The sequence below is a fragment of the Novosphingobium sp. CECT 9465 genome, from assembly GCF_920987055.1.
Lineage (GTDB): Bacteria > Pseudomonadota > Alphaproteobacteria > Sphingomonadales > Sphingomonadaceae > Novosphingobium.
Window position 1 is genome coordinate 1,051,895 of record NZ_CAKLBX010000001.1, and the last position, 12,532, is coordinate 1,064,426.

At 60.8% G+C, this 12,532-nt stretch carries 10 protein-coding genes and 2 pseudogenes; 5 read left to right on the plus strand and 7 right to left on the minus strand.

The window, feature by feature from the left end:
- Positions 1 to 10: 10 nt before the first annotated feature.
- Positions 11 to 511: a hypothetical protein gene (locus LUA85_RS05135; protein WP_231467518.1), complete on the minus strand. Its 501-nt coding sequence runs from the start codon at positions 509 to 511 to the stop codon at positions 11 to 13.
- A 527-nt stretch (positions 512 to 1,038) separates the two neighbouring features.
- Here LUA85_RS05135 and LUA85_RS05140 point away from each other — a divergent pair.
- From LUA85_RS05140 to LUA85_RS05150, 3 genes and pseudogenes are all read left to right on the plus strand, one after another.
- Positions 1,039 to 1,859 (plus strand): annotated as a pseudogene (locus LUA85_RS05140) (helix-turn-helix domain-containing protein); the annotation flags it as partial.
- A gap of 637 nt (positions 1,860 to 2,496) precedes the next feature.
- Entirely contained in the window at positions 2,497 to 4,026 is a 1,530-nt protein-coding gene (gene ltrA, locus LUA85_RS05145) for a group II intron reverse transcriptase/maturase (RefSeq protein ID WP_008828485.1), read from the plus strand.
- Positions 4,027 to 4,093: 67 nt separating this feature from the next.
- Positions 4,094 to 4,642: pseudogene (locus tag LUA85_RS05150) on the plus strand (transposase); the annotation flags it as partial.
- Between the two features lie 35 nt (positions 4,643 to 4,677).
- On the opposite strand, the gene LUA85_RS05155 reads toward LUA85_RS05150, so the two are convergent.
- The 6 genes from LUA85_RS05155 to LUA85_RS05180 are packed head-to-tail and all read right to left on the minus strand — an operon-like array spanning position 4,678 to position 8,881.
- Positions 4,678 to 5,523: a DUF2235 domain-containing protein gene (locus LUA85_RS05155; RefSeq protein ID WP_231467521.1), complete on the minus strand. Its 846-nt coding sequence runs from the start codon at positions 5,521 to 5,523 to the stop codon at positions 4,678 to 4,680.
- 8 nt (positions 5,524 to 5,531) lie between these two features.
- Entirely contained in the window at positions 5,532 to 6,251 is a 720-nt protein-coding gene (locus tag LUA85_RS05160) for a DUF6602 domain-containing protein (RefSeq protein ID WP_231467523.1), read from the minus strand.
- The gene (locus LUA85_RS05165) at positions 6,248 to 7,150 is read right to left on the minus strand and encodes a CBASS oligonucleotide cyclase (protein ID WP_231467524.1); all 903 of its coding nucleotides are present in this window, start codon (positions 7,148 to 7,150) and stop codon (positions 6,248 to 6,250) included. Before LUA85_RS05165 ends, LUA85_RS05160 begins: the two co-directional genes overlap by 4 nt.
- On the minus strand, positions 7,147 to 7,647 hold the full coding sequence (locus tag LUA85_RS05170) for an HORMA domain containing protein (RefSeq protein WP_231467526.1): 501 nt from the start codon (positions 7,645 to 7,647) through the stop codon (positions 7,147 to 7,149). The genes LUA85_RS05165 and LUA85_RS05170 overlap by 4 nt, the downstream gene beginning before the upstream one ends.
- Positions 7,644 to 8,057, minus strand: coding sequence for a hypothetical protein (locus tag LUA85_RS05175; RefSeq protein WP_231467528.1), 414 nt, complete (start codon positions 8,055 to 8,057; stop codon positions 7,644 to 7,646). The genes LUA85_RS05170 and LUA85_RS05175 overlap by 4 nt, the downstream gene beginning before the upstream one ends.
- A gap of 59 nt (positions 8,058 to 8,116) precedes the next feature.
- A complete protein-coding gene (locus tag LUA85_RS05180; protein ID WP_231467530.1) occupies positions 8,117 to 8,881 on the minus strand; it encodes an AAA family ATPase in 765 nt (254 codons plus the stop codon).
- A 159-nt stretch (positions 8,882 to 9,040) separates the two neighbouring features.
- Here LUA85_RS05180 and LUA85_RS05185 point away from each other — a divergent pair, with 159 nt between their 5' ends.
- Together LUA85_RS05185 and LUA85_RS05190 are read left to right on the plus strand one after the other, a co-directional pair.
- Positions 9,041 to 9,286 carry a hypothetical protein gene (locus LUA85_RS05185; protein ID WP_231467532.1) on the plus strand — a complete coding sequence of 82 codons (246 nt, stop codon included), beginning with the start codon at positions 9,041 to 9,043 and terminating at the stop codon, positions 9,284 to 9,286.
- A 9-nt stretch (positions 9,287 to 9,295) separates the two neighbouring features.
- Positions 9,296 to 12,430, plus strand: a complete 3,135-nt coding sequence (locus LUA85_RS05190) for a tetratricopeptide repeat protein (protein WP_231467534.1) — start codon at positions 9,296 to 9,298, stop codon at positions 12,428 to 12,430.
- Positions 12,431 to 12,532: the final 102 nt, after the last annotated feature.

Genomic DNA, 12,532 nt, shown 5'->3' on the forward strand with positions numbered 1-12,532 from the left:
GGCGGACAACCTAGACCAGCCTCCATTTGCGCTCCAGACGGTCCATCTCGTCGAGCAGGGCTTTATGCATCGCTTCTTGGTCGCCCGCGCCCGAATTGAGAAGCGCAGTAAATGTCTTCGAGAAGTGCGGGCGGAGCCTCGCGTATCCGCCGTCAGCTTGCATATACTCCAGCAGCGTGCGGTTATCGTGCGATTTGCTAAAGCCGTTGGCCAGCGAGCGGCCGACGGTGACAAGATGCCGCCGCGCGCGGGCATTCTCGGTCGCAGTTTGTGCCCGTGCTTCCGCCGCCTTCTCACCGCCGTCATTGGTAAAAAAGATTGCTGCAATATAGGCTGCGGCTGAGACAAGGCAGCCGATAGCCGCCAAGGGATTGCCCATGGCGATGACAGCGTTGCTGGCTCCTGCTGCAATTGCGTCGCGCAGTCCGTCCCACACGCCAGCAGCGGCGATTATCAGTGTCGTCGCAGCGCCAGGCGCGTAGATCAGAAACTTATGGATCAGGCCATTCATGCGGGCTTTATCTCCAGTAGGTCGCCAAGTTACAACAGGGGACTAACTACTCCGGTATTACTCACTTGCCCCAGGTTCTCGGCGATCGGCACAGGGCATACGCACACTAGGATGGCTACCTGGTCCCCACAGCCAATGGCCCTCGTCGATACAATTGCGGTAGTGCCGCAACATCAGTCGGGTTTGATCCGATGGCCGACTGCATGATGGAGGTCTACAAAGCGTCAACGCACCACCGCCGAGATTGTGTCATCGCTCGGTCGCGCGTCCTTCCGACCTGCCAAGCGAAGGTGGCTGATTGAGATGCGGTGTGACCCGGTCAGCGCCTGCGCGTTGGACGCCGTCTATTGCCATACCAGAGCGACGCCATGCGATCGGCGCAGACGAAATCATCGGCAGAATCACTGCTCGTCGCCAGGTCCGTCCCATCGCCATCGTCGCCTGTTCCCCGTCAGCACCAATGGCACAGATTTGAGGTTGTGATTTAAGGAGTGTTGGGGCTTCGTCGTAGTGACGAAGGAACGAAGATGAAGCCCCAACACTCCTTAAAAAAATCGCCGATGAAGGCCCCTGCCGAGCGGGTGGTGAAGGACATCCGGCGGCAGACCCGTCGGCACTTCTCGGCCGAAGACAAGATCAGGATCGTGCTGGATGGCCTGCGCGGCGAGGACAGCATTGCCGAGCTGTGCCGCAAGGAAGGCATCGCCCAAAGCCTGTATTACACCTGGTCGAAGGAGTTCATGGAAGCGGGCAAGCGTCGCCTGGCTGGCGACACTGCCCGTGCCGCAACCACCGGCGAGGTGCAGGACCTGCGCCGCGAAGCCCGTGCCCTGAAGGAATGCGTTGCCGACCTGACGCTCGAAAACCGTCTGCTCAAAAAAAGTATGATCGCGGATGGGGGCGACGACGAATGAGGTATCCAGCATCGGAGAAGCTCGAGATCATCCGGATCGTCGAGCAATCGCACCTACCAGCCAAGCACACGTTGGACGAGCTCGGCATTGCCCGTCGGACCTTCTACCGCTGGTACGACCGGTTCCTCGAAGGCGGCCCGGAGGCGCTGGAGGATCGGCCATCGACACCGAGCCGGGTGTGGAACCGGATCCCGCCTGACATCCATGATCAGATCATCGAGCTGGCGCTGGGGCAGTCCGAGCTAAGCCCCCGGGAACTGGCGGTGCGTTTTACCGATGAGAGGCGCTACTTCGTGTCGGAAGCCACGGTTTACCGTCTGTTGAAGGCCCACGATCTGATCACCAGCCCGGCCTATGTCGTGATCAAGGCCGCCGATCAGTTCCACACCAAGACCACGCGGGTAAACGAGATGTGGCAGACTGATTTTACCTACTGTGCGCCTCGTCCCGGATGGTCCGGGGTGCATATGACTGGAATGCAAAGGAGAAAGGAGGAACTGAACGAATGCCTTGCCCTCTGCTGTGAGGGGGCATGAGCCCAAGCGGCGGTGACCTGCCGTCAACTGGCAGGGTGACGTAGCCCGCAGGTAAAGGGGATTGAGGCGAAGCCGTTACGCCGAGATGGTCCCCGAGGCTGTAGCGCTGGAAGGTTGAGGAACACGAACCGGTTAATCCGCATCCGAGGGCTGAAATGTCGCCTTCGCCTACACGGCTTAACAGGCGGAATGCTGATGATGGCGCCGGAGACGTATGTCGGCGACATCCGAATGTGGCCGGAAATGTAGCCCGTCCGCATGGAGCCATGGAGAGAATGCAGCCAGGCCATGGCATCGGCATCGACTTGCGGGACGCAAGGACAAGGACTGCGACCGGCAGCCTCCCCAGCGCGCGAAAGTCCAGCATATGAACGAGGGAAGGCATGATGGAATGCCAAGGGAGTTGGCCCCGATGTCCACCGTGCTGGCGGAGTCCCCGTAGTAGTCCGCGACAGGGAAAGCCTGTCACATGGCGAAGGGGGACAGTTCAATCAGCTTGAAGTGCAAACTACCTGACCAAACGAGGTGAAGACCTTTGATAATCAGCGAAATGCAGCACAAGCTCGCGACGTGGGCCGAGAGCGACCAGAACCGCAAGTTCGATCGCCTTCTCCGGCTCATTGCCGATCGGGCGTGGCTTGCCGAGGCGGCTCGGATCGTGCTGGCGTCGAGTGGCGCCAATACGCCGGGCATCGACGGAATGGACAAGCGACGGATGCAGGCCGTACTGGCAGAACAGCTGGCCAGTCTGCGAACGGACTTGCTGACGGGGAGTTATCACCCGCAGCCGGTCAGGCGAATCTATATCCCGAAAGCCAATGGCAAGAAACGACCACTTGGTATCCCGACCCTGAAAGACCGCATCGTCCAGCGCGCGATGCTGATGGCCATGGAGCCGATCTGGGAAAGCGACTTCCATCGCCTCTCCTACGGCTTCAGGCCGGAACGCAGCGTGCATCACGCTGTCCGGACCGTGAAGATACAGTTGCAGGATAGTGGTGCCGGAGCGCGGGGCCGCTGGATCATCGAAGGTGATCTGGCGAGCTACTTCGATACGGTCCACCACCGGCTTCTGCTTCGCTGCGTTCGGCGGCGAATCCGGGATGATCGGTTTGTTGATCTGCTCTGGCGATTCCTGAAGGCGGGCCACGTCGACCGTGGCCTGTTCGTCGCCTCAAGCGAAGGTGTACCGCAAGGCGGCGTGCTGTCGCCGCTCCTGTCCAACATCATGCTCCATGAGTTTGATGCGTGGCTGGAGGCGAAATACCTGAGCGACAAGGCGCGAAAGGATCGCTGGGCATGGAACTTCGGCATCCAGCAGGGGCGCCCCATCACGGTTCGCGAGAACCGGCAATGGAAACCTGCTGTCGCCTACTGCCGTTACGCCGATGACTTCGTTGTCATCGTCAAGGGCACCAAGGCACATGCCGAGGCCATCCGCGAGGAATGCCGGGCCTTTCTGGAAGACGACCTGAAGCTGACGTTGAATATGGACAAGAGCCATATCACCCACGTCGACGACGGGTTCGTGTTCCTCGGGCACCGGATTATCCGCAGGCGGGGATCGAGCGGACGCATGTCCGTGGTCTCAACGATACCCAAGGAGAAGGCCAAGACCTTCGCTCGCCGATTGGTCGAGGCTCTCTCCGGCAATCATGAGGTTGCCGCGGTGGACATGATCGACGGTCTGAACCGCCAGCTGGCGGGATGGGCTGCGTTCTACAGGTTCACCGACTTCACGGCGCGCACATTCCGGCGCATCGACACCGTCGTGTTCTGGAAAATGGCGCACTGGTTGGCGCAGAAGTACCGGTCCCGTATCAAGCCTTTGATGCGTAAATGGTACCGCATGCCGGAAACCGGCCAATCGAAGACGTGGCTGGTCTACGGTCGAAGCAATCAGGGCAATGCCGTCGGCAAGGCGCTGCGACGACTGGTCACAAGCCAGAAGATGCAGTTCCGGTGGCGGAATCCGGAGCGAAATCCCTACATCTATCGGGACGAGCTCCGAAACACCGTCACCTCCCGCTATCGTGATGTCGCCATGGCCTTGGACCAAGGTTGAATAGAGAGCCGTATGCGCTGAAAGGTGCACGTACGGTTCGGGGAGGGGAAGCGCTTATGCGCTTCCTACTCCACTCAAGATCATCGGGTGGGGCTGGATGTACCTGTCGACCGTGCTCGACGACTTCTCGCGCTACATTATCGCCTGGAAACTGTGCACCAACATGCGCGCCGAGGATGTGACCGACACGCTCGACCTGGCCCTTGGCGCATCGGGCTGCGACAGCGCCACGGTGCTGCACAAGCCCAGGCTGTTGTCGGATAATGGCCCCAGCTACATCGCCGGCGAATTGGCTGAATACATTGAGGCCCGGAAGATGAGCCACGTGCGCGGTGCCCCGATGCACCCGCAAACCCAGGGCAAGATCGAGCGCTGGCACCAAACCCTGAAAAACCGCATCCTGCTGGAAAACTACTTTTTGCCCGGCGACCTCGAAGCCCAAATCGAGGCCTTCGTCGAGTACTACAACCACCAGCGTTACCACGAGAGCCTGAACAACGTGACGCCCGCCGATGCCTACTTCGGCAGGGCTCCAGCCATCATCAAACAGCGCGAAAGGATCAAGCGACAGACCATCGAACATCGGCGCTTGCAACACCGCAAGCTCGCCGCCTAACATCAACCCCCAGACGAGGTCCGCACTCCGCTAATTTACGCCGCGAGTTGTGCCGAATGTTCTGACGACGGACAGCGGGCCATCCAGATCAGCGGGAATTTGGCGATCTGACTCTCGGTCTCAACCCAGCCGCCGCCGACATCGGAATGATCCCCGGCGAACCAGACGGTTTGCTGATCCTGCGCGCCTTCTGCGTCGGCGAACGGATCGGGCTTGACGCTCTGGTCCGGCGTCCAGTGGTAGAGCCGGAACATGCGTCGACGTTCATCGATCGCCGCTGCTTGGCGGAAGACGCGGATGCTCGGATTTGACTTAGTGTACGGCAGGAAGGATTGGCTGGGGAAGCGCAGCAACCCTGGGCGCACGAACACCGAGGCGACCGTGTCCCAGACCCCTAGGAAATGGATCGGCACCCGGCGCCCGCCAATCACGCGACGAAACTGCCAAGCGATGTCGAGCCGGTCCTCCCTATGTGCGCGCTTATACGCTTTGAGCGCATATTCGGCGAGGTTGCGCTGATCGCGTTCGAGCAGGCCGATCAGGTGAATCAGGCCGGCAACCGCGCGTGCGGTATAGGCGCCGCGGCTGAATCCGAAGAGAAAGATCCGATCGTCCGGCTCATAGATATCGATCAGATAGCAATAGGCAGCGAGGATATTGGCATCGAGGCCCCAGCCGGTGGCGAGCCCGAACGCCGCGATCGCGCTTTGCGCGGCGGGGCTCCAGTCGGTGGTCAGCGGCACAGTGCCGATGCCGGGATGATAGAAGACGTGCTGATTGTCGCTGCGTTCGGCGCAGCGATAGAGCTTCACGACATTGGTCAGGTTGTCCTTGACCTCGTTACTGGTGCCATCGAGCAGCAGGATGAGATTACGCGGCATGGGCGCTGCTATTCAGCCAGCCAGCGGGCATAGGCTTCGATATCGATCATCGGCACCGTACCGCTGAGCTGCAGCATAGCGATGAGCTTGAACAGAAAGGCGGTGGCAGGCTTGCCCGCCTCCACCAATTCGAAATGGTCATCGCGGCGGAACAGGTGGCCATGGGCAGCGATGCAGCCGATATCGAGCACGCCCTCGTCAAGATTGGCGGCCAGGGCTTTGCGTAGCGGTTCGCCGAGCGGCGGCGACCACTCGCTCTCAAAGCTCAATATGCCGCCAAGAACACGTATTGGCGACTTGGGAGCATACGTGCCACCTGCATGCGGGATCGGCAGGCTTGTGCGATCCAGCCTACGCACGCTGGCGACCTTTTCTTGCGCATAGGCGATCATGCCCGCATCAAGGGTCTGCTTGGCCTCGAAGACCGCATAGATACTCTCGGCGGGCACTACCGTCTGTCCCTCGATCTTGAAGATGAACGGCGTGTACTGCCGATCGAACACCACAAGGTCGATCTGTTGGCTGAAATTTCCATGGCTATCCACGACGAAGGCCTTAGCGACCTGATAGCGTTGCGGGAGGTAGGTCCCGAGCAGATCCAGCCAAACATTCTCGCTACCATCTCCCTTGGTGCCGGGATGGGCGAGAGTTGCCCGTACCGAACGCAGGCGGTGCTGGATATCCTCGTGTAGCGTGGCGAGGATCGTCGAGAGGGACCAGTCGCTCATGACAGCGGAAACTTCGGACCGAACAGCGCGCGCCACGCCTTGAGCGCCTCGCCATTCCGCCCACGCCGGGCATGGTCGATCGCCGCACTCGCTTCCCGGCTCGCCGTCTGAAGCAGCGTCCGCGCGCGCGCCTTACGTGCCGCGTCCATCCCGTCGCTGATCGGCGGCCCCAGCCCTGCGGGATCGGGCCATTGGTCAAGGATCCTATCGGCCAGTGTCGCGAAAAAGGACTGGATCTCGTAGTCGAAGCGGCCGTGCCAGCCCCCGTACAGGCATTCGAGCGCCATCACTTCGATGAGGAAAGACGGCTTGACCGGCTTCTCGCCATGCTGGCGATTGTTGTTCCAATATTTGACCATCCGGACCAGACCCTTCCACTCGCTGGAAAAGGATTGGTGCGCCGCGGTTGCCTTGTCGGCATGGATTTCGGGATTGGTCTTGATCCATTTACCCAAGTCGCGATCAGGAATCTCGTAATTGTCGCCATCGGCAAAGGCCGGGACGACGTCAATGCTCAGCACCTGATAGTCGGTGTTGTCATCCTGGTCGGGCACGACCCCGAACGAGACGCAAACTGATCGACCCTGCTTACGGACCGCAGCCTCGCCATACTTGTCGATCAGTGCCGCGTGGAAATCGTCGATGACGGTGTCGGGACCCTTGTCGCGATAGTCTCGCTCGGCCTCGCCGAGCACGAAGAAGATATCGATATCCTTGAGGGGCTTGGTCTTGGTCCAGCGCTTGTATGATCCCGTTAGGAAATCGCGGTCGATCGCGAAGCGCGTGCGCAGGAAGTCGCGCACTTCGGTGTGCCGCTTGCTCGCGTCGGCCTGCTCCTTTGCATTGAGCTCGAGCCTGCTCTTAAACTTACGAAATGCCTCGTCGACGGTGAGCGTCATGCACGCCTCCAATAAGCGGCGCTGGCGCCCAACCCGCTATGTTCGATGGTGGTGCCAAGCGCGTGGCGAGAGAAGCCGTCGATCGAGCGACCGGCGCCATCGTTCCACCCCGTCACCGATGGATGCCCCGGCTTGACCCTCAGGAGCATGTCGTATTTGGCTTCGGACGGTGCGATACCCGCCTTGTGGATCGCGTAGCGGAGCTGGTCGGTGTCGGTGTAGAAACTGCCGTCGCCGCTCGACCATTCATACGCAATGTCGATGTCCCAACGGATGATCAACGCGTCGGTCCGCGGGTGGAATATCTCGAGGACGACGCGGGTCAAATGGCCCGATTCGAGCCATTCCTTGATGCCGCGGCGATACAACTCCCAATTATCGACGAATTTCGTCGGATCGAGTCCGGACAGCCGGATGATATCCTTGAAGCTCTTCAGGATGTTGTCTGCGACATAGGTAGTGGAGTGCGTGTAGGAATAGGCTGAAACGGTCGTCATGATCCTAGGAACCCTGCTGGATCGAAGGTGAGGCCAGTCGCCGCCTCACTCTTGGTTCCGGCATCGGCGGCGAGGCCGTCGGAGACGTCGCGGGCGGTGATGCGCTTGCTGTGGCGCGCCAGCGCGGACTGAACCCAGGCAAAATCGTCGGCGAGGCAAGGCAAGGAGATCGCCCAGTCACCCTGCAGGGGATCGAAGCCGAGAACATCTTCGTTGCTGTCCGACCCCTCGACGGCGTCCTCGTCGTAGAGGCAATAGATCCGCGTGCGCGGGCCGTCGCAGGTCACGACGATCGGCACATCGCGGGGAGCCTGATCGGAAATCGTGCTCGCGGCGGTTCCCGCCACCGCGATCAGTTCCTCGCGGTCTGCGGCAGGGCATGCCTTTGTCAGGAGATCGACGATCGCCATCCAGGTCTCGCGCGCGTCGCGCGCGGGACTGCTGGCGAAAGCACGGCGGACAACGGTGCTCATCGTGCCGCACTCCCCTCGGCCGCACCGCGCCCCTTGTTGGTCGCCTTTGCGGCGGCGAGCAGCTGCGTCACGCTCAGGCGCTCAGGGTGCATGGCGATCTCGGGGGACGTGGCGAAGGCGTTGGCGACCATCTTGCGAATGGCGCGGCCGTCGAGGCCAACGCTCGCGGCAGCGCAAGCCGGGAAGTCGCGATGCAAAGCGAGCTCGCCGATCGCGGGGTAGATTTTTGCCAGTCCGGCGAGACAGTCGCGCAGGATGAGTTCGCACGCATGTCTATCGGGCAACGGAATTTCGAGCACCAGGTCGCAGCGTGAGGTGAAGGCGCTGTCGATTGCTTGCGGGAAATTGCTCGTCGCAAGGAAAAGCAGATTGTTGTGGCGATCGGCGAGCGCGTCGAGCTGGACTAGAACCGCATCGGTTGCGCGATGCACATCGACCGGATTGGCATCCATGCTAAGTTTGGACCGGTCAACCGCGAGGGTCTCGACTTCGTCCAGCAGCACGATTGTTGGGCCTTGCATCGCTGCCTCCGAAATCGACTGCGCGAACAGTTCGGAAACGGCGCGTTGCGTCTTGCCCATGGCCGAGCTCGTCAGCGTGTGGGGCTCGATTTCGAGCAGCCGGAAAGATGCGCCCTTGAACGATTCCGCCGTGCGATGGGCAAGGCCACGGGCGAGCGAGGTCTTCCCGGTACCGGGCGGCCCGACCATCAGGATCACCCCGTGGAGCGGCAGAACCGTACGCGGCACCTTCGGGCGCATCGTAAAATTGAGCATCGCTTGCGAGAGCAGTTGCCCCTTGATTGAAGGATTGAGCACGATCGAGTCCCACAGCGTCCCGAGCGCGGGATCGGGAAGCGCGCGACTTGCACTGATGCCCTTGGCCAGATCAGCGTCGTTTGCAGCGGCAGTTCGCATCAGATGGTCCTCGAAGTCGTTTGTGGATCAGGGCCTAATAGCCAGTTCCGCTGGGCGGCGGTCATGGGCGGCATGACCGAATCGGCTCGACCCTCGCCACTCTTTCTATTTTTCAATGACCTAACCATCATCGCGCCTTCCCAGCAAAACCGCTGGCAACGCATGTATAATTGTTTCCGTGAAAGCTCAAGGCTTCTCAGCAATTTTGCTGGCATTGATGTGCAGTTTTCTCTAGTGGCTCTTCCTTGAGGTGCGCGCATGGCTGAGAGATACACGTTCAACCCAGGCTTCATGTCGGACGCGCAGTCGATCGCGACGTTTCTGGTACGGCTATCCGAGCTTCAGCGGATCTTAGCCGGATTCGAAGGCCAGGAGCCTGGCGCGGGCGAGCGCTTCCTTCTTCTAGGCCCCCGGGGCGCTGGCAAGACGACGATGTGTCGTCGCGTTCTGGCGGAGGTGCGCACCAACCTGTTCCTGCGCGAGCGGTGGGAACCGATATTCCTTAGCGAAGAAAGCTACACGGTCACCACCCCGGGCGAGTTGCTGCTCGAATGCCTGTTCCAGCTTGCACAGCAACCGCAATGGGAGGAAGCGGAAAGCTGGCACGCTGCGGCACGCACGATCACCGACGAGGTGATGCTGCGCTCGCATTGTCTCGGCTTCTTTCGCCAGCAGGCGGCTACGACGAACAAGCGGTTCCTCATCATCGTCGAGAATCTGCACATGATCATGCAGGATCAGCTTGCCGGAGATCCAGACGAGCTGGTCGCGATCATGTCCGATCAAAGTCTGTTCGGCGTGCTGGCGACCGCGGTCGAACGGACCAGCGACGAAGACAGCGAGATGCTGCCGCATGGCTTCTCGGTCATACCGCTCCGCCCGCTGACGCTCGAGGAATGCCAGGCGCTATGGAAGGGGCTGACGGGCCTCGAGGCGGAGAAAACCCGCATCCGCCCGCTGCAAATTCTCACCGGCGGCAGCCCGAGGTTGATCCACATCCTCGCGGAGTTCATGCAAACGCCATCGCTCAGCGACCTTATGGGTAACCTCAACCGGCTCATCGACCAAAACACCGAATACTTCAAAAATCAGCTCGACCTTCTCCCGAGCGGCGAGCGCAAGGTGTTCGTCACGCTTCTTGAGGCCTGGGACCCGAGCTCGGCCAAGCAAGTGGCCGAGGCCGCGCGCGTCACCATCAACCTTGCTTCCGCGGCACTGAACCGCCTGTCCGAACGAGGCATGGTCGAGAAGAGCCCGGGGCCGGGTAGGTCCATCCTTTATCACGCGGCCGAGCGCCTTTTTAACATCTATTATCTCATGCGCCGGCGAACCCATCCGTCCGACCGCGTCCGCGCTCTCGTGGCGTTCATGACGCAATATTATGATCAGAAGGAACTGGTCGACACGACAACCAAGCTGGCGTTCGAAGCCTGCCGGATCGAACCGTCGGAGCGTGGCGATCACCACTCGCTGTTCGATGCGATTTTCAAGGGTCTTCCGGAAGCCGCTCGCGCCGAGATGCTTCGGCTCACGCCTCCCGATTTCCTACGATCGCTCCAGCGCGACGAGTTCGTGCAGCGCTATTCACCCGAGCAGGATCAGGACGTTTACGGCCCGAAGCCGCGCAATGCTTATAGCGCCGCCCTCGATGCCGCGCGGACCGCGCTAAACGAAGGGAATTTCGCGGATGCTGCCGCATATGCCGCCGAGGCGACATCGCTCAAGCCGAACGCTATCCAGCCGTGGATGCTGCGCGCGATGATTGGCCTGTTTAGTCGGGATCATGAAGGGGCGATCGCTGCAGCCACGACAGCGGTTGAGATGAAGCCCGGCGACATGGCGGCGCACAGCATGCTCGGCACTGTTCTTGCTGCGGCGGGCCGGGACACCGAAGCGGAGATTGCGCTGAAGAAATCAATTGATCTCAATCCGAAGGCGCCTCGAGCAATCATCGAGCTCGCCAAGCTACGCAACAAGCATGGTCAGCCAGAAGCGGCCGCCGAGCTATATCGTAGCGCTGCAAAGATCTCGGCACTCACGGACGCAGATCTTGCGCAATTTGGCCGATTGCTGACGCAACTCGGTCGCGGCGAAGAAGCCGAGCAAATGCTATCGGGTGCGATTGCGCAGCTCGATGATCCGCGCCGCGCCCGTCGGGCGCTCGCGGAGCTGTTCCACGAACAAGACCGTAACGCTGAAGCTGCAGCGTTGCTAAGACAAACCGCGCTCGCCTCAGACGAGTGGGAAGACTGGGCTGATCTAGCGTCGTTCCTCATCAGTGTCGAACGTGACGCCGAGGGCGCCCAAGGAGCAATAAGCGAGGCGTTCGCGCGGGAAATTTCGTCGCCGATCCTCTTCTGGCATCTGGCCCGCGCAATGCAGCTAGGCGACGCGACCGACAGTGAAATCGCCGAGGTCGCAGGGCGTTGTCTGCGAAAGCACCTCGACGAGCCTAGCGGATGGTTACTCGCTGGCCAGATCTTTGAGCTTATCGATCACAAAGACGCGGCGGAAGAGACGTACCGGCGCGCAATCACATCAAACCAGGACGATGATGGGCGGGCTTGGCTCCTACTTGGCCAGTTGCTGGCAAAAAAGTCCAATCGTGCGGAGGAAGCCGAGCATGCGCTACGCAAGGCAATTGAAAAGGGGCAAGGCGAGCACTGCGGGCCGTTGAAAGACCTTGCCGAGCTGCTGGTTCACCGCGGCGAAGACAGCCGAGCCGACCAACTCGTGGCGGACGCGCTGAGCGTCAACGATCGCTGCTATTGCAGCCTGCTGCTCCGGAGTGAAATCGCCATTCGCAAACAAGACCTCGCTGCCGCTCGAGTTCTGTTAAATCGGGCGATTAAGATCGATCCTAAAGGAATCCATGCGCTTACCGCCCTCGCGCGCATTTCGGAAAGCAACGAAGCGGTTGAACTGATCGACACCGCGCATGAGATTGCCCCAGGACACCCACTCGTACTTCTCGCACGTGGCCGCCTTGAGGACCGGTCGCTTCACGAGAGATTTGAGGATCTGAGTGACGCGGTGGATTTCGATCCAGAGCTTGCTGAGGCCAAGCTTGAGCTGGCAGCGCTTTATGCCCGGCATGGCGATGACGCGGAAATTCTTAGTCTGCTGACCGAGGTGCTGCCGATGATACCTAGCAGGATGGAGTTAATCCCCGCGTTCGTCGACAGTGCTATCGAGATTGCCAATCATGGGCGGGCCGAACTCCTCGAGGGGCTTTTGGCCGGGCCGGGGGGAGGATCACTCGAACCACTCTTGATCGCGCTCAAGATCCGTAGGGGCGATAAGCCGGTGGTGGCGAAAGAGGTTCTGGACGTGGCGGAGGACATTCTGGAACGCATGCGGAGAAGGTCTGTCAACGCCGCGCCGCAAGCGTAAAGCCGCCCTTCCGCTACGGCCCAGTTTCGGCCGCCAGACTGTACCTGAATGGACGGAAGGTTTCGGGGAGCGGGATTCGGCCCGCGAATGGCTGGGAACAAG